The 21,007-nt window shown below is 63.9% G+C and carries 14 protein-coding genes and 1 pseudogene; 5 read left to right on the top strand and 10 right to left on the bottom strand.

The window, feature by feature from the left end; translation table 11 throughout:
- Window positions 1-90 precede the first annotated feature (90 nt).
- The 9 genes from NLM25_RS13935 to NLM25_RS13895 form a co-directional block, all read right to left on the bottom strand.
- Entirely contained in the window at window positions 91-837 is a 747-nt protein-coding gene (locus NLM25_RS13935) for a hypothetical protein (protein WP_254137303.1), read from the bottom strand.
- Between the two features lie 9 nt (window positions 838-846).
- Window positions 847-2,097 carry an adenylate/guanylate cyclase domain-containing protein gene (locus NLM25_RS13930; RefSeq protein ID WP_254137302.1) on the bottom strand — a complete coding sequence of 417 codons (1,251 nt, stop codon included), beginning with the start codon at window positions 2,095-2,097 and terminating at the stop codon, window positions 847-849.
- Complete coding sequence (locus tag NLM25_RS13925) at window positions 2,094-2,483, bottom strand: response regulator (RefSeq protein ID WP_254117373.1); 390 nt, start codon at window positions 2,481-2,483, stop codon at window positions 2,094-2,096. Before NLM25_RS13925 ends, NLM25_RS13930 begins: the two co-directional genes overlap by 4 nt.
- A complete protein-coding gene (locus NLM25_RS13920; protein ID WP_254137301.1) occupies window positions 2,480-5,080 on the bottom strand; it encodes an ATP-binding protein in 2,601 nt (866 codons plus the stop codon). Before NLM25_RS13920 ends, NLM25_RS13925 begins: the two co-directional genes overlap by 4 nt.
- A 164-nt stretch (window positions 5,081-5,244) precedes the next feature.
- The gene (locus NLM25_RS13915) at window positions 5,245-8,340 is read right to left on the bottom strand and encodes a MexW/MexI family multidrug efflux RND transporter permease subunit (RefSeq protein ID WP_254141176.1); all 3,096 of its coding nucleotides are present in this window, start codon (window positions 8,338-8,340) and stop codon (window positions 5,245-5,247) included.
- A 76-nt stretch (window positions 8,341-8,416) separates the two neighbouring features.
- Window positions 8,417-9,610: an efflux RND transporter periplasmic adaptor subunit gene (locus tag NLM25_RS13910; protein ID WP_254117371.1), complete on the bottom strand. Its 1,194-nt coding sequence runs from the start codon at window positions 9,608-9,610 to the stop codon at window positions 8,417-8,419.
- A 1-nt stretch (window position 9,611) separates the two neighbouring features.
- Window positions 9,612-10,313, bottom strand: coding sequence for a TetR/AcrR family transcriptional regulator (locus tag NLM25_RS13905; RefSeq protein WP_254141175.1), 702 nt, complete (start codon window positions 10,311-10,313; stop codon window positions 9,612-9,614).
- A gap of 135 nt (window positions 10,314-10,448) precedes the next feature.
- The gene (locus NLM25_RS13900; protein ID WP_254137300.1) at window positions 10,449-11,039 is read right to left on the bottom strand and encodes a thiamine pyrophosphate-dependent enzyme; all 591 of its coding nucleotides are present in this window, start codon (window positions 11,037-11,039) and stop codon (window positions 10,449-10,451) included.
- Entirely contained in the window at window positions 11,036-11,578 is a 543-nt protein-coding gene (locus tag NLM25_RS13895; protein WP_254137299.1) for a phosphonopyruvate decarboxylase, read from the bottom strand. Before NLM25_RS13895 ends, NLM25_RS13900 begins: the two co-directional genes overlap by 4 nt.
- A 107-nt stretch (window positions 11,579-11,685) precedes the next feature.
- Between NLM25_RS13895 and NLM25_RS13890 the strand changes: the two genes are divergently transcribed.
- The 5 genes and pseudogenes from NLM25_RS13890 (at window position 11,686) to NLM25_RS13870 (ending at window position 19,677) form a co-directional block, all read left to right on the top strand.
- On the top strand, window positions 11,686-12,906 hold the full coding sequence (locus NLM25_RS13890; RefSeq protein WP_254137298.1) for a cytochrome P450: 1,221 nt from the start codon (window positions 11,686-11,688) through the stop codon (window positions 12,904-12,906).
- Window positions 12,907-13,123: 217 nt separating this feature from the next.
- Window positions 13,124-14,338, top strand: coding sequence for an ornithine--oxo-acid transaminase (rocD, locus tag NLM25_RS13885; RefSeq protein WP_254137297.1), 1,215 nt, complete (start codon window positions 13,124-13,126; stop codon window positions 14,336-14,338).
- A 368-nt stretch (window positions 14,339-14,706) separates the two neighbouring features.
- Window positions 14,707-16,440 carry a Spy/CpxP family protein refolding chaperone gene (locus NLM25_RS13880; RefSeq protein ID WP_254137296.1) on the top strand — a complete coding sequence of 578 codons (1,734 nt, stop codon included), beginning with the start codon at window positions 14,707-14,709 and terminating at the stop codon, window positions 16,438-16,440.
- Window positions 16,441-16,474: 34 nt separating this feature from the next.
- A pseudogene (gene rocD / locus NLM25_RS13875) lies at window positions 16,475-16,621 on the top strand (ornithine--oxo-acid transaminase); the annotation flags it as partial.
- Window positions 16,622-16,824: 203 nt separating this feature from the next.
- A complete protein-coding gene (locus NLM25_RS13870) occupies window positions 16,825-19,677 on the top strand; it encodes a hypothetical protein (protein ID WP_254137295.1) in 2,853 nt (950 codons plus the stop codon).
- Between the two features lie 67 nt (window positions 19,678-19,744).
- Here the strand turns inward: NLM25_RS13870 and NLM25_RS13865 are convergent, their stop codons facing one another.
- Complete coding sequence (locus tag NLM25_RS13865; RefSeq protein WP_254137294.1) at window positions 19,745-20,935, bottom strand: hypothetical protein; 1,191 nt, start codon at window positions 20,933-20,935, stop codon at window positions 19,745-19,747.
- Window positions 20,936-21,007: the final 72 nt, after the last annotated feature.

Raw genomic sequence — 21,007 nt, 5'->3', positions numbered from 1 at the left:
CGCATCGCCGGGAGAACCACGAAGGCCCGGATCTCGCCCGCGGCCATCCTTCGAGACGCGGCCTGACGGCCGCTCCTCAGGATGAGGACTTCAGATCACGGTCTCGCGCATCACGCGACGGCAATCCATTTCGTATTCGAGATCGACCACGGGCGGGCGGGCGAAATGCCAGGTCAGGCCGGACCGCAACGCGCCACGGCGAACAAGCTCGTCGACCAGCGCGTGGTGGAAATCGTGCACGGAATAGGCCTGCACGCCGGTCGTGTCCTTCCAGCCGAAGCCGAACGCCGTCATCCGGCTTTCCATCTGCGACGTGGTGGTGAAGCGCACCTTCTCGCGAAGGCCCTCCGGACTGAGGTCGCGGTAGCGCACGGTGCGCTCGACATAGGTCCCGCTGCCCTCGCGCGCCTCGGCGCCGCCGGCGATCACGAAGCTTGGCGCCTTCGACGTCGACGGACGCGTGAAGGAGAAGGCATAGAACGACGGCTCGGACGGCGGGTCGATCTCCGGACAGACATTGCTGCGCGCCACCGGATTGGTGGTGCCGTCGAAGATGCCCCATTCGGACAGCGTCTTCACGTAATGCAGGTTGAACGCGCGAAAGCCTTCCTCGCTGAAGGCTGCCGGTGAGCGCAGCTCGCAGGCGCAGAAGGCTGTCAACGGCCGGCCTGCTTCCTGGATGTATTTCGCGGCCAGCGCAAACCCTTCGGCGAGCGGCACCAGGCGGTCGAACCGAACGCGCTCGATCTCATAGCCGTCGTCCGCGGCAGCGCCGGCCGAATACTGGAACACGGACGGAATGAAACGATAATTGCCGGCGGAGAAGTCACTGACCATGTCGAACCCCTATTCCAGTTGCATGCGGATACCCTTGGCGCCGTTGAGCAGGCGCTTCAGGTGAAAGCTGGCGAGCGAATCGTCGGCGTGCATCCCGACCAGCGCGGCAAAGGCGGGCATGGCCGCGACGTCGCCGGCTTCCATCTTGGCAAAAGCCTCGGAATACAGCGCCGTTTCCGGCGCTTCGAATCTGGCCTGCGGCAGCGGCTCGAACGCGCGCAGCGGCTCGCTGCGTCCGCGCAGCATGAGATCGCCCACGGGGCGGCCCTGAAAATGTTCAGCCGCCTTGGCGACGCTGGCACTGACGCAGATGCGCGTTCCCAGATGCTTGTTGGCGGCTTCAAGCCGCGCCGCGATGTTGATGGAGTCGCCATACGCGGTGTAGTCGAAGAAGCGGTTGCCGCCGAAATTGCCGACCAGCGCCGGCCCGGCATGAATACCGATGCGGGTGGCGCCGAAATTCACGCCCTTGGCCAGCTGGCGCGCGCGAAAGTCCTGCGCCCAGGCATCGAGATCATGGGCGCAGGCGACGGCGCGCGTCGCGTAATCAGGCTGATCGCCGGGCGCGTTGAACAGCACCTGGATCGCATCGCCGATGATCTTGGCGACCGTCCCCTCATGCGCGAAGACGACCTCGGTCATCCCGCCGACATATTCGTTGAGCAGCTCGCCCAGCGTCTCGGGCGGCGCGCTCTCGACCAGCGAGGTGAAGCCGGTGATGTCGGTAAAGATGGTGGCGACATCGCGCCACTGCACCTCGATCCCCTCTCGCTCACCGCTTGCCGCCAGACGCTTGGCGAGCTCGGGCGAGAAATGACGCGACAGCGCGGCATGGGCCCGCTCCGCCTCCATCTGACGCCGCCGCACTTCGCGCAGCATCTCGATGTGGCGGATGGTCTTCTGGATCGTGGCCTCCAGATCGGCGAAGTCGATCGGCTTGGTGAGGAAGTCGAACGCGCCGCGGTTCATGGCGGTGCGGATGTTGCTCATGTCGCCATAGGCCGAGACGATGATGGTCGACTTCTTGTCCTCGGCCTCCTGGAGCTTCGCGAGCAGCGACAGCCCATCCATGCGCGGCATGTTGATGTCGGAGACCACCATGTCGACATGCGGATTCTGCTCGAGGGACTGCAGCGCCTCGAGGCCGTCGCGCGCGAACATGATGTCGATGAGCCCGTCGCGGATCTGCCTGCGGAACTTCTGCAGGATCAGCGCCTCGAGGTCCGGCTCGTCGTCGACGAAGAGGATGGTCGAAGTCATGCGGCCTGCTCGAGCCTCGTGTCGATCTCCTGCCGCAGCAGCGCAAAATCGATCGGCTTGGTGAGGAGCCCGATGGCGCCGCGCTCGATCGCCTTCCGGCGCGTCTCGGCATCGCCATAGGCCGTGATCATGATGACCGGAACGTCCGGATGCTCGGCGCGCACCTTGGGCAGCATGTCGAGCCCGCTCATGCCGGGCATGTTGATGTCGGACAGGATCAGGATCAACGAGGGATCGCGCACCTCGGAGGCAAGTTTGAGCGCATCGGGCGCCGACGCCGCAAATTCCATCTGGAAGCGGCCGGCGCGCAAATCGCGCCGGAACTGCTGCCGGAACAGCGCCTCGACGTCGGGCTCGTCATCGACGACCAGGATGTAAACGTTCAACTCTTGCCTCCGGGAGTACTGCCTGCCGCCATCACGCGCGGCAGGGTGATGATGAACTCGGTGAATACACCGGGTGTGCTGTTCACGTCGATCGTGCCGCCATGCTGCTTCACGACGATGTCATGGCTCATGGAAAGCCCGAGGCCGGTACCCTCGCCGGCCGGCTTGGTGGTGAAGAAGGGATTGAACATCTTCTCCTTCACGTCTGGCGGAATTCCGGTGCCATTATCGCGGATCCGGATCTCGATCTGGCCGCCGAGATCTTTCGTTGCCGCTCGCAAGGTCGGCTCGAACCCGCCCGCAGCGCTCTCCTTGCGCTTGCCCGATGCATAGAAGCCGTTCGAGATCAGGTTGAGGAGGACGCGCGTGATCTCTTGCGGATAGATGTCGACCATGCCCGCGGCGGGGTCGAAGTCGCGCTCGAGCGTGACGTTGAAGGCGGGCCGTTCGGCACGCGCGCCGTGATAGGCGAGATTGAGGCTCTCCTCGACGATCGCGTTGATGTCGCTGGGGCGGTGCTCGCCGGAGCCCTCGCGCGAATGCAGCAGCATGTTCCTGACGATGGAGTCGGCGCGCTTGCCATGCTGCACGACTTTCTCCAGATTGCCCTTGAGCATGCCGGTCAGCTCGTCGACCGCCTCCCTCGTCTTGCCGTCGAGCGATGCCGATTGCAGAGCCTCGTTGAGCTCGTCGATCAGCTCCGTCGACACCGAGGAGAAATTGTTGACGAAGTTGAGCGGGTTCTTGATCTCGTGCGCGATGCCCGCCGTGAGCTGGCCGAGCGAAGCGAGCTTCTCGGTCTGGATCAGGCGGCCCTGGGCGGCGCGCAAATCGTCGAGGGATTGAGAAAGCTCGCTGGTGCGTTCGCGAAGCTGCTTGAGCAGTCGCGCGTTCTCAATGGCAATGACCGCCTGGTTGGCAAAATTCTCTACAAGCGCGATTTGCTTGTCGGTGAATGCGCGAACCTCCCGACGGAAGATGGTTATCACGCCGACCAGCTCGTCGTCCCGCAATAGCGGGACCATGAGCGTCGTGCGGGCGCCTCCAACGTCGGCAAGCAAGACCGCCATCTCGGCTCCGGCACGATAGGCGGCGGCTTCACGGACATCGAGAACGTGGGCAACCTGATGCGTTCTGGCGACCTCGGCAAGGCCGCTTTCGGGATGCGGAGCAAGCATCCCGCCATGTTGCTGTCGCGTAGCCGCAAATTGCGGGGGCAGATTGTAGTCCGATACCAGAGCGTATCGCGCTCCATCCCAGAGATCCATGACGCCGAAGCTCGCGCCGCAGACCCGCGTTGCATTCTCCAACATCTTGTTGAAGACCGGCTGTAGTTCGCCCGCGGACGAGCTGATGGTCTCCAGGACCTCCGAGGTCGCCGTCTGCTGTTGCAAAGACTCGCTCAATTCCGCCGTACGCTGCTCGACCTTCTTTTCCAAATCGGCATAGGATTCCTGCAGCCGCGCGCCCATGTCGTTGAACTGATCGGCGAGCCCTTCGAGCTCGTCGCCGGTTTTGATCGAAATGCGCTGGGAGAGGTCGCCGCCGCCGATCCGCTCGGCGCCGCTGCGCAGCGCCTGTATGGGGCCGACCATGCGGCGCGCGAGAAACATGCCGGCGAGTACCGCGAAGATGGAAGCGGCAAGCAGCACGACTGCAAGCCGCTCCAACGACGCATAGAGCGCCGCATAGGCCTCCTCAACCGGCAGCTCAACGAACATGGTCCAGCCGAGCGGCGCGATCGGAGCGGATGCCGTCAGAACCTTCTTGCCCTGGATATTGGTCGCCTCCTGCAAGGAGTCCGGCATGGTGCCACCAGCGAGCGCGGCACGCACCTGCGCGAGGCCGGACATGTCGGTGTTGCGCAGGACCAAGCTGATGTCGGGATGCGCGATCAGCCGCCCCTCCGGACCGACCACGTAAGCGTGTCCGTGCTGCCCGACCTTGATCTGGGACACGACGTCCCAGATCAGCTTGAGATTGACCTCCGCGATGCTGACACCGGCATCCTTGCGCGCGCCGGCCTGCGCCAGCGTCATGTAGGGCTCGGACTCCCTGCGGAAATAGACCGGCCCATAATAGACCTTGTGCGCGACCGCCTCGGTGAACTTCGGATCGTCCGACAGGTCGATCCCGCTGTCGATCGCGTCCATCGCCAGCCGTGAGACCCGCAGGCGCTCCTTGCCGGTCGCATCGACCTGGGCGAGCTCGGTAATCGCGGGCACCTGGCGCAGCAGCCGCAGCGCGTCGAACCGGCGCTGCTCGATCGAGCCCGCCGACCAGGGCAGCTGCGTGGTCCAGCCGAGCTGGCTCTCGATCTCCTTGACGAACTGGCCGATCTTGTCCGCCGCCGCCTCGGCCTGCTCGTGCTGGACCCGGATCAGCGCGGCCTTGTGCTCGCGATAATAAAAGAAGACCTCGAACAGGCCGTTGGCCAGCAGCGCGATGGCGACGACGGCCACGAACAGCGCGACATATTTGGTGAAAAGCCGGATCCGGATCCCCCGCCCCGCCGCCTCACCGGGCACAGCGCCAGCCGCGGCCGCGCTCGGCAGCGTCCTGGCTTGCGGGGTGTCTGGGTGGAGGGAGATGCTCATCCCGCCAAACCTAGCAAGAAGGCCGGACCTTGTCTCTTCTCAGCGCGGGAAAGCCTCGCCCTGGGCTTAACGGCGCCCGTGGGTGCCCGGGCAAATAACCGGGCAAATAAAAAGGGCGGCAACGGATTGGCCGCTGCCGCCCTTCTTGTCCGATTGTTTCCGCCTCAGGTCGGTCGCAGCGCCTTGGAATTGAGGTCGAGATCGTTGACCTCCTTGTTCCGCTCGGAATCGGCCGCCGCGCGATGGTCGGTCGCCAGCACCACATAGACTGCCGGCAGCACGAACAGCGTGAACAGCGTGCCGATCGACATGCCGGCGACGACCACGAGGCCGATCGAGAAACGGCTGGCAGCGCCTGCGCCGGTCGCGGTCAGCAGCGGGATCAGGCCCGTCACCATCGCGGCCGTGGTCATCAGGATCGGCCGCAGACGAATACGGGCCGACATTTCGATGGCCGAGCGACGGTCGAGCCGTTCGTTGATCTGGAGTTCGTTGGCGAACTCCACCATCAGGATGCCGTGCTTGGTGATCAGCCCGACCAGCGTCAGCAGGCCGACCTGGGTGTAGATGTTCATGGTCGCCACGCCGAAGAACAGCGGGATCAGAGCGCCGACGATCGCCATCGGCACCGAGATCATGATCACCAGCGGGTCGCGCAAGCTCTCGAACTGCGCGGCCAGAACCAGGAAGATGATGATCAGCGCAAAGCCGAAAGTGATCGCAAGTTGGTTGCCTTCCTGCACGTACTGCCGGCTATCCGCCAGATAGTCGTGGGTGAAGCCCTGCGGCAGCTTCTTGGCCTCGCCTTCGAGGAAGTCCACCGCCGCACCGACAGTCACGCCGGGCATCGGCACCGCCGAGAACGTCGCCGAGTTCAGCTGATTATAGTGGGTCAGCGAATTCGGATCGGTCCTGGTTTCGACCGACACCACTGTCGACAGCGGAAGCTGCTGACCGGTGTTGGTCGTCACATAGTAGCCGCCGAGCGATTCCGGTGAGAGCCTCTGGCCACGCGGCACCTGCGGGATCACCTGGTAGGAACGCCCCTCCAGATTGAAGCGGTTGATGTAGTTGCCGCCGAGCAGCACTGCCAACGCGCTGCCGACGTTCTGCATATTCACGCCGAGGTCCTGGGCCTTGGTGCGATCGATCTTCACCGTGACAGTGGGCTGGTTGTAGGCGAGGTCACTGTCGGACACGATGAACATGCCGCTCTTGCGCGCGGCGTCCTTCAGCTTCTCCATCTGCTCGTAGACAGCCTGGAAGCCCGCGGTCGAGTTGATCACCATCTGCACCGGCAGGCCGCCCGGCCCACCCGGCAGCGGCGGCAGATTGAACGCAAAGGCCTGAACACCCTCGATCTTGGAAAGCTCGGCCTGGACCAGCGGCTTCAGCGCGATCGAAGAACGCTTCCGTTCGTCCCACGGCTTCAGCAGCATACCGGCGATACCGCCCTGCGGCCCGTTAATGCCGTTCAGCACGAAACGCAGGTCAGTTTCAGCGAATTTCTGGAATTCCTTGTCGAGCTTGTCACCGTAGAAATCGACGTAGTCGATGTTGGCGTATTTCGGCGCCTTGGTCACCGCGAACACGATGCCCTGATCTTCCTCAGGCGCCAGTTCCTTCGACGTATGCATGTACAGGAAGCCGACGAGCCCGAGGATCGTCACCGCGAACAGGCCGGTGATCGCCTTGTAGTCGAGCGAGCGGTCGAGCCTGCGGCCGTACCAGCGCGTCATGGCGCCGAATACCCTGTTCACCAGCTTTGCGAACCGGCCCTCCTCCGTATTCTTCAGCAGCACCGAGCACATCATCGGCGACAGCGTCAGCGCGATGACGCCGGACACGATCACGGAGCCCGCAAGGGTGAAAGCGAATTCGCGGAACAGCGAGCCGGTGAGACCGCCGAGGAAGCCGATCGGAGCATACACGGCGGCGAGCGTGATCGTCATCGAGATGACGGGACCGACGATTTCGCGCGCGCCTTCCAGCGACGCCTGCACCGGTGTCTTGCCCTCCTCCAGATGGCGGTGAATGTTCTCCACCACAACGATCGCGTCGTCGACCACAAGTCCGATCGCGAGCACCATGGCCAGCAGCGTCAGCAGGTTGAAGCTGAATCCCAGCATCAGCATCAGCGTGCAGACCCCGATCATCGACAACGGAATCGTGACAACCGGAATGATGACGGAGCGGAACGAGGCCAGGAACAGGAAAATCACCACGATGACGATGATGATGGCTTCGCCCAGCGTCTTCTCGACCTCATCGATCGAGGATTGGATGAACTTGGTCGAATCGTAGGCGACCTTCATCTTCATTGACGGCGGCAGGTTGCGCTCGAGCTCCGGGAACAGCGCGCGCACGCCCTTCACCAGAGTCAGCGGGTTGCCTTGCGGGGTCGCCTGCACGCCGATGAAGATCGCGTGCTCGCCGTTGAAGGCCACACTCGCATCCGTGGTCTGCGCGGCCAGCTCGACCGACGCGATGTCCTCCATCCGGACGAAGCCGCCGTCCTTGGCCTTGACGATCATCTTCTTGAACTGGTTGACGTCGGTCAGGCCCGTGTTCGTCGCGATGTTCGAGACGATCAGATAGCCCTTGGTCTGGCCTGCCGCGGACTGGAAGTTGTTGGCGGCGATCGCCGCGGCGACATCGGCCGGCGACACATTGCGGCCGGCCATCTTCACCGGATCGAGCCACAGCCTCATCGCAAAATTCTGGGCGCCGAGGATGTCGGCGGAGGCGACACCATCAACAGTCGACAGCACCGGCTGCACCACACGCGTCAGGTAGTCCGAGATCGCCGAGCCCGACAATTCGTCAGACGAAAAACCGAGATACATTACGGCCGTGGTCTGGCCGGTGGTTTTCGTGACGATCGGATCGTTCGATTCCTTCGGGATGAGATATTTGACCGAATTCGTCTTGGCGAGCACCTCGGTGAGCGCCTGGTTCGGATCGAAATTCAGTTTGATGTAGACTTGGATCGTCGAGGTGCCGAGCACCGAGGACGAGGTCATGTAATCGACGCCCTCAGCGGAGGCGACCGCCTGCTCGATCGGCGTCGTGATGAAGCCCTGAATCAGGTCGGCGGACGCGCCGGGATAGACGGTCGTGATGTTGATGACCGTGTTCGACAGTTTTGGATATTGCCGGATCGGCAGCGTCGTCGCCGCGCGCAGGCCGATCAGAAGGATCAGCAGGCTGACGACGACCGACAAGACCGGTCGTTTGATGAAAATATCAGTAAAGCGCATCGCGGCGATCTCGATTTCGTTGACTTGCAAAGCGCATGACCCGGCCGTGCCGGATCATGCTGCGACGTGTGCGGCGTCAGTATCGCGGCGGTTGCGCCGGAATCGGCGGCGCCGGGTCGGTCGAAATCGACACCGCCGAGCCCGATTGCAGCTTGAGCTGGCCGACGGCGACGACCTTGTCGCCCGCCTTCAGGCCCTTGACGATTTCGGCACGACCGTCGATCCGGTTGCCGGTCTGCACGAAGGTGCGCACCGCGCTCAGGCTGGTCTTGCCGTCCTCTTCCTTCTTCTCGGTGATCACGAACACGGAGTCGCCGTACAGCGTGTAGTCGACCGCTGTCTCGGGCACGGTGATCACCGCCGGCTTGTCCGGCAGCACCACCGTCGTGGTCACGAACATACCGGGCTTCAGGATCTTTTCCGGATTAGCGACCGTCGCCTGCACGCGGATGTTGCGGGTATCGGTGGCGATCTGCGGCTCGATCGTGGTGATCTTGCCCTCGAAGACGCGGCCCGGATAGGCGTCGACCTTCAGCCGGACGACCTGACCGACCTTGAGGTTGCCCGAGTCCTTTTCCGTCACGGTGAAGTTGGCCCACAGCTCCGACAGATCAGTCAGCGACACGATCGCCGTGCCGGCCGTCAGATACTGGCCGACCTCGACCTTGCGGACGCCGAGATCGCCGGAGAACGGCGCGCGCACCAGCTTCTGCGAGATCAGCGCCTCGGTCTTGGCGATGCCGGCCAGCGCCTGGTCGTAGGCGGCCTGCGCGGTGTCGACGGTCGCCTGCGGACCGAACTGGCGCGATGCCAGTTGCTTGGCGCGATCGAGCGAAAGCTGCGCGACAGTTGACTGCGCCTTGTAGTTGGCGAGGTCGCCCTGCTCCGGCATGTCGAACAGCTGCACCAGCGGCGTACCCGCCTCGACATGCGTACCCGGCTCGAACTTGATCTCGGTGACGCGGCCATTGACGTCGGCGCTGACGTCGACCTGATGCACGGCGAAGAGCCCGCCGACCGCGGTGAGCAGGTTCGGCACCACCTCGGACTTCGCCTCGGCCGCGCTGACCAAGGTCGGCGGCGGCTTGTTGTTCGCGAAGAACTGCTTGATCATCTGGCCACGGAAATAATTGAACCAGACGAGCCCACCGACGAGCACGCCCAAAAGCGTGCCGACGATGATGAACCACAGCACCGGCCTGACCGGACGCTTGGGAGCCTTGTTGTCGATCGGTTCGCCCGAAATCTTGTGTTCGGCTACGATGTTCATGTCATGCACTTTCTGCAATCGCCGTCTTGCCCGCATCCGCGGCCTGATCGCGGCCCAAATGCGAAGCAATTGCGGCGTCGTTAAGTCCGATACCCCTCAGGAGAAACTCACACAGCTGCCGCTCCAGGTCGCTCGCCTTGCCGTAAGCGAGACAAGGCGTGGCCGGCAGCCTGGTCAGCGCAGCCGTCATCACGGTGTGATGCGCAAACCAGAACAGGTTGAGTGGATCGCCGCTGAATGGCCGCGCGTCCCCGGCGGCCACCGCACGCTCGAGCGAGGCGAGGAAGACCGCCCCGATCAGCTTCTCGATCTTGGCATATAGCAAACGAGCGAATTCACCATCATCCAAATGGCTCGTGGCCATCAGTCGCAGGCGCTGGGCCTCTTCCTGATCGGGACCGTCGGCGATCTCGAGGAAATGCTCGACCATGCCGCGGATCAACTCGACCAGCGTGGCCGTCGAGGGCTCCCGCTCGAGCAGGTCCGTCAGTGCCGGATCGGCTTCGCATTCGTCGCTGAGGATCTCCGCGTACAGCGCCGCCTTGGACGGGAAATGCTTGAACAGCAGCGCCTCGGAAATGGCAGCGGCGGCCGCCACGCTCTTGGTCGTGGTGCCGGTATAGCCGTGTCGGGCGAAGCAGCGTTTCGCGGCACCGAGGATCAACTGACGCCTCAGGTCGCTCGTCATACGCAATGAGCTCATGTTAGTGAGTAAGCACTCACCCACGCAAAAGTCAAGCAATATGCTGCATCGCAACCTAAGTGGGTTGTAATTTCAGTGGAAATTGGCTCCGCTACACGGTCCGCGAGCAGGGTGAGACGTCAGGGAATCGTTGACCTAGATGGGTTGGAAGCCGAGGTCGCCGCGGATCCGGTTGACGATGTAAGTTCCGTCCCGGGTGGGCAGGATCCGCTCCAGATTGGCGCTGTCGATCTTCACATTGGCAAAACGCGGCCCGGCCGAGACGTCGTGGACGGTTTTGGCGAAGGCCTCCACCTCGGCCATGGTCGAGATCGACTGGCTGTCCTGGATGCCGCAGGCCCTGGCGACGCCGACGAGGTCGGCCGCCGCGGAGGTGTGGCTGGTCTGGCCACCGGTCTCGCCATAGGCCTCGTTGTCGAGCACCACGATCGAGAGGTTGGACGGCTTCTGCAGGCCGATGGTGGCAAGGCTGCCCATGCCCATCAGCATCTCGCCGTCGCCGGTGATGACCAGCACCGGCAGCTTTGGCTGCGCCAGCGCCAGGCCAAGCCCGATCATCGCCGCCCCGCCCATGCCGCCCCAGAGGTAGAAGTTGCGGGCGTGATCGCCGGCGGCGCACATGTCGTTGGTGGAGGCCCCGAGGCCGCCGATCGCGACGACGTCCTTGCGGTTCGCAAGCAGGGTGGACACCACCTGGCGGCGGTCGAGGAGATTGGCCTTGCTCATTTGGTGAAAACCTTGGCGCCGATCAGGCGCTGCGACAGCAGGACGGCGGTGGGCGTGAGCGCGTTGTAGGCCTGGGCTGCGGCCGCCTCCAGCACGGCCGGCACCTCGGCCGCGTTGGACGCGCGCAGCACCTGGACGCCCGAGAGCTCGAACACGCCCTGCGTGGTCGACCCCATCGGCACCTGCCATGGATTGAACTCGCCCCACTCGCCCCGCATGGTCACGAGCGTGAGGAACGGAAAGCGCAGGATCGGGATCAGCGACAGCATGTTGATGCAATTGCCGACGCCGCTCGATTGCATCAGCAAGACGCCGCGCTGGCCGCCGATCCAGGCCCCGGCCAGAAGCGCCACGCCCTCCTCCTCCGTCGTCAGCGGAATGCCGCGCATCGTAGAGGAGCCCAGCACGCGCTGGATCAGCTTCGAATGGCCGGCGTCGGGCACGTAAGGCACCTGCCGAACGTCGAAGCGTTGCAATGTCGCGAAAATATCGTCGGGCCAATTCGGGGCCGTGTCGGCAGCGTCAGCGCGGGCGTGCATTTTCCTGTCCGGTCGGCTTGCAAATCACGGCACGACTGTAGACGGTGATCCAAGCTGCTCGAAAGAGCGAAAACAGCATATCGGTTTCAACCGGCGAGTATGGCGGCATGAACGCAGATGCGAAAAAACTGGCGGCCGATTTCGATCTGGAGAAGCTGACGCGCGAATTCTACTACGATCCCTACCCGACTTATCGTGCACTGCGGGAGAACGAGCCGGTCAAGCGCCTGCCGAACGGCACCGTGTTCCTGACCCGCTATGACGATCTCGTCACGACCTACAAGAACACGAAGTCCTTCAGCTCGGACAAGAAGCGCGAGTTCGCGCCGAAATACGGCGATACCCCGCTCTACGAGCACCACACCACGAGCCTCGTCTTCAACGACCCGCCGGCCCACACCCGCGTGCGCCGCCTGATCATGGGTGCGCTGTCGCCACGCGCGATCGCGGGGATGGAGCCTGATATCGTCAAGCTGGTCGACGGCCTGCTCGACGCCATCGCCGCCAAGGGCCATTGCGAGCTGATCGACGACTTCGCCGCATCGATCCCCATCGAGGTGATCGGCAATCTGCTCGACGTGCCCCATGACGAGCGTGAGCCGCTGCGCGACTGGTCACTGGCGATCCTCGGTGCGCTCGAGCCCGTGGTGTCACCCGACGTGGCTGCGCGCGGCAACAAGGCTGTGACGGACTTCCTCGCCTATCTCTCGACGCTCGTCGCGCGCCGGCGCGAGAAGCCGGGCAATCCCGAGCGCGACGTGCTGACGCGCCTGATCCAGGGTGAGGAGAATGGCGAGCGGCTGACCGAGAAGGAGCTGCTGCACAACTGCATCTTTCTGCTTAATGCCGGCCACGAGACCACGACGAACCTGATCGGCAACGGCCTCGTCGCGCTGCACCGGAACCCGGACCAGAAGCAGCGGCTGATCGACAACCCCGACATGATCAAGACCGCCGTCGAGGAGATGCTGCGCTACGAGAGCTCGAACCAGCTCGGCAATCGCATGACCACCGAGCGCGTCGAGCTCGGCGGCGTCATGCTCGAGGCCGGCACGTCGGTGACGCTGTGCATCGGTGCGGCCAACCGCGATCCCGCGCAGTTTCCGGACCCTGAAAGCTTCGACGTCGCACGCACGCCAAACCGGCATCTCGCCTTCGCCACCGGCGCGCATCAATGCGCCGGCATGGCGCTGGCGCGGCTCGAAGGCGCCATTGCGATCTCGCGCTTTCTGGCGCGCTTCCCGAACTATGCAGTCACCGGCCAGCCGGTGCGCGGCGGACGGGTGCGGTTCCGCGGCTTTTTGAGCGTGCCCTGCGCGATCGGATGAGGCCTCGAAACAAAAATGTCGAAAACAACCCCATGCACAGTAGAGGGCGGATTGGCGAATGATGCCCTCTGGTTCCGCAGAACCATCTGACATCCAGAGCAAATCGGGCGATCGGGCGCATGAAGGCTTCCAAGGGGGCAGACTGATACCCAGATCAATCCAAGCGCGGCCAATGTAGTCGACTGACACCGGCGCGCACAGCACGGGAGTGGCGAAGATGAGCTCCTCGGTCATTGATTTCCTCGCAACAGAAGCACGCCTGGGCACCAAAAATTACGAGCCGATCGGGGTCGTCCTGTCGCGCGGCGAAGGTGTCTGGGTCTGGGATACCGAAGGCAACCGTTATCTCGATTGCCTCTCCGCCTATTCGGCGGTCAGCCAGGGCCACTGCCACCCCAAGATCCTGGCGGCGATGGTGGAACAAGCGCACAGGCTGACGCTCACCTCGCGCGCCTTCCACAACGACCAGCTCGCCCAGTTCTACGAAGAGATCGCGGCGCTGACCGGCTCCCACAAGGTGCTGCCGATGAACAGCGGCGCCGAGGCGGTCGAAAGCGCGATCAAGTCGGTACGCAAATGGGGCTATGAGGTGAAGGGCGTGCCGGACGGCCAGGCCGAGATCATCGTCTGCGCCAACAATTTCCATGGACGCACGCTGGGCATCGTCGGCTTTTCAACCGACCCTGAGACACGCACGCACTTCGGACCGTTCGCGCCGGGCTTCAAGATCATCCCGTTCGGCGACGTTGCGGCGCTGGAAGAGGCGATCACGCCGAACACCGTCGCCTTCCTTGTCGAGCCGATCCAGGGCGAAGCCGGTGTCATCATTCCTCCATCCGGTTATTTCCCGAAGGTGCGGGAGCTCTGCACCGCCAACAACGTGATGCTGGTGCTCGACGAGATCCAGACCGGGCTCGGCCGCACCGGCAAGCTGCTTGCCGAACAGCACGAGGGAATCGAGGCGGACGTGACGCTGCTTGGCAAGGCCTTGTCCGGCGGCTTCTATCCCGTGTCGGCCGTGCTCTCGAACAACGAAGTGCTCGGGACATTGAGACCCGGGCAGCATGGCTCGACCTTCGGCGGCAACCCGCTCGCCTGCGCGGTGGCGCGCGCCGCGATGCGTGTGCTGGTCGAGGAAGGCATGATCGAGAATGCAGCCATGCAGGGCGCACGCTTCCTGCAAGGCTTGAAAGACATCCGCGCCAACACCATCCGCGAAGTGCGCGGGCGGGGCTTGATGCTGGCGGTCGAACTGCATCCCGAGGCCGGCCGCGCCCGCCGCTACTGCGAGGCGCTCCAGGGCAAGGGCATCCTCGCCAAGGATACTCATGAGCACACGATCCGCATCGCTCCGCCGCTGGTGATCACCAGCGACCAGGTCGACTGGGCGCTGGAGCAGTTCGCCACGACCCTGACGCAGGACCTGTCTTGAGGCTACCTGCGTCGGAAGATCGCAATGCCAGCCGCTGCCCACAACGAACCATTGCGCGACCCGTGCGTTGAAAAATCGTGGGCGATTACGAGCTGGGAGCTAGGATCATGCTTCCGCGTGGCGTTTGCCTGACGGCTGTTTTGGTTGGTGTCTCGATGCTGGGAGCGAGCGTCGGCACGTTCGCCCAGGGACCGCCAGGACACGGAAGGGGTGGACCACCAGGGCCAGCGCCGGCAGCGCGGCCTGCAGCACCACCTGCTATGGCCCGCCCGGCGGCGCCGCCAGCCATGGCGCGGCCCGCCGCGCCGGCATTCCATCCACCTGCCATGTCGCAGCGACCGGCCATGGCGCCACATCCGGCGCCCCGCATGGCCTCACCGCCGCCGCGTCCGGCCCCCCATATCGCTGCGCCGCCACCGCGGGCTGCCCCGCACGTTGCGGCACCGCGGCCTGAAATTCATCGGGCGCCGGCAGCGCCGCAACGTCCGGCCATGGCCCCGCGGCCGACGCCGCATATCGCCGCCCCCGCGCGCCCCAGCGCACCGCCCACCGCAAGCGTGGGGCCGGAACGGCCACGCGAGACGCTTTCGCGCCAATCCGCGGAACGCCAAGGCCGCATCGACCGCTTGCAGCAGCGCGTACAGCAATTGCAGTCGCAAAAGCCAGAGGGCGCAAGGGCGCAACACCAGCAGCAGCGATTGCTGCAGTCGCAGAGCCACCTGCTTGAGCGGGAGCAGCGTGTCCAACAGCGCGAGCAGCACGTCGACCAGCGCCGGCAGATGGTGCAGCAGCGGCAGCGCGAGATGCTGTCCCGCCAGACGACGGAGCGCCAGACCCGCATCGATCGCCTGCAGCAGCGCGTGCAGCAACTGCAGTCGCAAAAGGTGGAAGGCGCGCGGGCGCAACGCGAGCAGCAACGGATGCTCCAGACGCAGAACCGCTTGCTTGGTCGCGAGCAGCGCGCCCAGCAACTTGACCTGGCTCGCCAGCAGCGGCTCGGACTCCAGGCTCCGGCCGAGCGCGCCTCGACCATCGCGGCCGCCGCGCAGGCTGCCGAGCGCGGGCGGTTCGCGGCACGCTTCCGAGAGCAGGCCAATTCGCAAACCCAGGCGGCCCTCGTCGCCCGCCAGAGCGGCTGGTCTCCCCGCCAGGCCTGGCGTCACCGCCATCGTGCGGCTTTCGTGGCTTGGCTTGGGCCCGTGTTCTGGCCTTACGCCTACTCCGACATCTTCAACTACACGTTCTGGTCCTATGCTTACGAGCCCGGCTATTGGGCGTACGCCTATGACGATTTCGTCGACACCGTGTTCTGGGGTGGTGACAGCCCCTATGCGGCCTATGCCAGCACCAACTCCTATGACTATCCGCAAGCCGGCGGCAGCTACCGCGCGCGCCAACGTGCCAGCGTGAGCCCGCAGACGCTCCAGCAATTGTGCAGCACACCGGACAAGGGCGTGACCGCCTGGCCGCTTGCCGATATCACGCTAGCAGTGCGGCCGACGCCAGAGCAACGTACCCTGCTCGACGAGCTGAAGACCGCGGCGGCCAATGCTGCCGGTGTGTTCAAGGACTCCTGCGCCGAGACTTATGCACTGACTCCGCCCGGCCGCTTGCGCGCGATGATGAACCGCGTCAGCGCGACGCTGGAAGCCGTCAAGATCGTGCGACCGGCACTGGAGAGTTTCTACAACTCGCTCAATGACGAGCAACAGGCCCGCTTCAACGCGCTCGGCCCCAATGTCGGCGACCGCTCGCCGCAGCCGCAGGAAGTCAGCGCCGAGGGCTGCGGCGATCCGAAGTCCAGCCTGACCCAGTTGCCGATCCAGAGGATCGAGACTGTGCTGCATCCCGCAGGCAAGCAGAAGGAAGCGCTCGATCGCCTCGGCGAAGCGACGGCGAAGGGCGTTGGAGACCTGCAGGCCGCCTGTCCGAATGATGTGCCGCTGACGCCGGTGGGACGGCTGGAGGCGATGCAGCACCGGCTCGAGGCGATGCTGACCGCCGCCAAGCTGGTCGAACCCGCCCTGGACGAGTTCTATGCCACGCTGAGCAGCGAACAGAAGGCTCGCTTCAACACGCTGCAACAGATCGCAAGCCCGTAAGGGCAGCGCGCGTGGGAGCTACACCACCGTCCTGTGCCGCGTGCTCCAGGGCAAGGGCATCCTCGCCAAGGATACCCATGAGCGCACGATCCGCATCGCCCCGCCGCTGGTGATCACCAGCGACCAGGTCGACTGGGCGCTGGAGCAGTTCGCCACGACCCTGACGCAGGATTTCTCTTGAGGTTGCCTCCGCCGGAGGATCGCAATGCCGGCCGCGGCCAACAACGAACCAGTCCGCCACCTGACGAGGCCATACCTGCTGGACCGGCTATCGTGAGATGCCGGCATGGAGTAGAATTCATCGACAACGACGCCAGGCGCAAGTGCACACACCATTGAGCGCCGTCACAGGGTGACGGACGCCTCAAGCAGGAGGGGTGGCAGATGGCAGATGAAGTTGCTCGCGGACCGGGCGATTCACCGGAGTGGCATCCCAGCAAATATGCGCTCTGGAGCGAGCGCTGGGGCGACGCGGACAACACACCGACCTCTATCTTGCTGCGTCATCCAACGGCTCCGTTTCTCGTTACCGTCCCCGCAATTGATGATTCCAATATGCAGCGCGTGGGAAATGAATACCTCGAAGCGGTAGCGAGCAACGACGATATCGATCCGCCAATCGATCTGCCGGCAGTGTTCACAACCGACTCGAGGGAGTTCTTCAAGCGCGGTTCGGGCTTCATCCGGTGGCTGCCACTTGGCTGGCCTCCTGCGGATCCGGACGGCGACGATGCCGGCAACCCGTTCGTGTCGTTCCGAGTTGAGCCCAAGTCGCACGCAGGCGCTCTTGTCGATCAGACCGTGATTCTGGTGGCTTCCGAGTGGATTCCCGACCTCGACCCCGCCCCCGATGCCGACCCCGACAGTCCACCACGCGGCCATTTCCTGGGCTCCGGGTTCGGCATCCGCGTGGTTGCGCATGCGCGGCCGGTAAACGGAGAATACGAAATACGCATCACCGGAATGACCGCGTCACTTCCGTTCGGCCCTTACAGCACCGTCAAAGTATTCAATTTGGTAAAGAAAAACGAGTTCGCACCGATCTTCAGAACGGCCTCGCTTTCTCGGGTCAAGGCCGAGATGTCCGAGCAGCTTGGCTTGAAAAATCAATCCGTCTCCATTCGAGGCGTCCGGATCGCCACCGCATCCGACGGAACACCGGACGGAACACCGAGTGTCCAGTGGCAAGCCGCGAGCAAGCCCGAGACGGATGGCGGCCGAACCAAGGCTACGCCGTATTCGTTCGTGTTCTTCGGGACGCCGAAAGAAGCTGGGGCTCTTGTCAGCAAGGTTGAGCTCGTCGCCGACGCGGTGACGCCTGGACACGCGTGGGTGTTTCCGCTTGATCCTGCGTCGCAGGAGCCGCCGACTGATCTTCGCAAACGGCGTCCGACACGCAGCGAAGAAGCACTCGAGCACTATCGCGACTATGAGGAAATCACCGCGCATCAGGCGGATCCGTTGATCTACCCGCCGACGACCCTTCCACTACCACCAGGATTCATCGAAGATGAAAGGGTGGTGGTTTGCCCCGGATTTGTTCTTGCCGACGGTCCTCCCCCTCCCCCTAGCCCGGGAGATCCGAAGACGGTCGATCTGCCCGGCACGTCCGCGCCTCTCGTTCGATCGAACGACTTCGCGGCAATCAGCGCCTACAACAATGTCAGGCAATTCTTCCAGCGGCTCGATGCGTATGGAATTGATGCGCTTTCGTACTTTCGGATCGCCAGCCTGCCGCTCAAGGTCTTTTATCGCTCCGGGGTGAGGCCAGGCCCCGGCAAGGACGGCCAGACAGTCAATGCACGTGTTCTTCCGGAGGGCTGGCCGGTCGACTACGTCGGACCGACCCCGCTCGGCGATCGTCCGATCCTGCAACTGCATTTGGCGCTGGCCAACCTTTCGACCCGGGCGCGCAAGCCATGGGACGGAACCAACCGCTCGCAAGCGGAGCCGCTTGGCATCGCGGCCGACGCGCGCTGGATCTGGCACGAGATCGGGCATGTGCTTTTGATGTGCTCGGTCGGTGAGCTGGAATTCCGCTTCGCCCACAGCGCCGGAGACGCGCTCGCAGCGATCGTCTCGGACCCGCAATCGCAATTGGCGGGAGACGGCAATTGGCGCGGCGCGACATTCCCGTGGGTGTTTGCGCCGCGTCGCCACGACCGATGCGTGTCGCATGGATGGAGCTGGGGCGGCTCGTTGCACTATGCGATGTCCCAGGTGCCCGATTCAACGCCGCCCCGCCGCAAGGGTTACTGGACCGAGCAGATCCTCTCGTCGTCGCTGTTCCGGCTGTACCGCGCTATCGGCGGCGACACGAAGGCGGTGGGAACGCAAAACCAGCCTGACCAATCCGCCCGCGAGTCGGCTTCGCTCTATTCCGTCTACCTCATCATGAGGGGGATTCAGATTCTGCCGACATCGATCACCGTGTTGGCCAACGAGCCGGATCAGCTCGTCTCCGCGCTGATCGACGCCGACATCAGCCCCATTCCCTGGGACGTCAACATTACGGTGACCTTTCCTCCACCTCCGTACACCGCCAGCAACACCAAATCGTTCTCGTTCCACAGGGTTGGCGGCTGTGTGCACAAGGTCATTCGCTGGGCGTTCGAAGTCCAGGGCCTGTATGCCATTGCCGGAACGATCACCAACGCGCCAGGCCTTCCACCGCCGGTCGACGTCTACATTCTGGACCGGCGGCCACTTTCGGAAGCCTCGCCCTACGGCGATATCGCGTATGGGCCGGGCAGCTACAATCCGGTCTCGCTCGATTGGGATCCCAACCAGTCCGGTTCAGGTGCTCCGCCCTTGTGGCAAGCCGACCAAAGCGCGATCGTCGTGTCGGGCGGCAATATTACCGTGAGGGTCGGAAACCGCGGCGGTCAACAGGCAACGAATGTTGAAGTCAGCGTTTGGTGGCACGCATGGCCCAGTGGCAGTCCGCCGAAATGGAATGATACTTCACCAGGGTCAACGCCGTGGACACCGTGCACCCCGTCACCAAGCCCCGGCCAAACCATTGCCCCCGGTGCGCCGCCTGTCGAATTTGATTTCACGTTCAACCCACCGTCATCCGGCACCCGCTATCTGGTGCTGGCTATCGCAACCTGCGGCGACGACGCTGCCAACACTGATCCAACGACGTCATTCCCGTGCAGCCAACTGCCCACGGACCTCATTGACCTCGTACCCAATGACAACAATCTCGGTCTCATCGTCGTTGGCGGCCCCTAGCGGCAGCCCGATGCTATGGCGTGCGTTTCGTTGTTCAGGTCGGCCGAGCAAAAGGGACAAGGCCCGGTCAGGGCCACTTGGTCGGCCACTCGGCGGTTGCGTGGGCGAGCACCGAGCGGAGCGTTGGACAATGAATGCGGCTCGGCGTGCTGTCGTGCAGCAGCGCTCGCCAAATACCGGCTGCGATGTGACGACTTCCAGCCGAGTCGGAAGCATAGTGGACGCCGAGACGTTCGCGGTTCTTGGCGATACGCCCGGCAAGCCAAAGCAGCGGCGATGTGAGTTCGCCGCGCCCCATCAAAGGGTTTGCCAAGGGTAGCAAGGCCGCCACAGCCGGCCCCGCAGGCCCGGTGTTGATCGGGACGCCGCCGCGCACAGCGCCAATTTCGAAGCTATTGGCGGTCAAGCCGGGGGCCAATACGTAATAGGTTGTTCCGACGACGAGCGGCGCGGGAAGCGGCTGGCCGCCGGGAAGAGGCTCAAAATTGATCGGATCGTCGGGGCTCAGACCGTGCGCCGTCAACGCGCTCAAGGTGACGACAGCGGGGTTGGCGAGGGATATCGTCACGGCCGGATAGCGGTCGACCACCTTGCCCAGCTTTCCGTCGTATGGAGCGGCGAACATGCCGTAGCGCTGGCGAAGCGCCGGTATTTCCAGGAGCAGAAGCGCGATGAAATGACCGATGAAGGAATGCCCGCTGATAAACGACGGATGGGCGGGCGGACCGAACGGAGGCGCCAGCCCCGGGCATAACGTCGATGGGCGAACGCGCCTGAATTGCTGCTTGTAATAAAAATATGCGACGTTACCTATCGCGTACCCGCAATTGATGAGCTCCATTGTCCACGGGCGCCGTGATTCACTCGTATCGATGAAGGCGGTAATGTAGCCGGCGCTGCCATCCGCCTGCTCGATGATTTCGGCCATATAGCGATCGCGATCGTCCTGCATCAACATTTGCAGTTGTTCGATTTCGCCAAGGATCGAGCTAAAGGCCGCAGCCTTCGCCGCAATCCACCCGGGACCTGTGGCAGTGCCGTACGGGTTGGGATCCAGAGGATTCGACCGGGGATCGGGTTGCCACGCCAAATCGAGGCCCTCGAGCCAGCTCATCGCCAGCAGCTCAGCCCGACCGAATTGCCATTGATCTCTCTGGCCGCCGAATTCCCGCGCCACCATGATTGACGGTCGAGAGGGATCGACTGCCGTCAGCCATTGCGTGAGATAACGGTCGTATGGAAGCGTCCAGAACCGCAATGCCGGGTCCCAATCATCGGTCGTCCATTCGAGGAACGCATCCTGCCCGGTTGCGGCGTCGACCTGATAGGG

It is taken from the genome of Bradyrhizobium sp. CCGB01, from assembly GCF_024199795.1.
Classification (GTDB): Bacteria; Pseudomonadota; Alphaproteobacteria; order Rhizobiales; family Xanthobacteraceae; genus Bradyrhizobium.
Note: the sequence above shows the minus strand (reverse complement) of the source record. Positions and strands in the feature narration are given on the sequence as shown.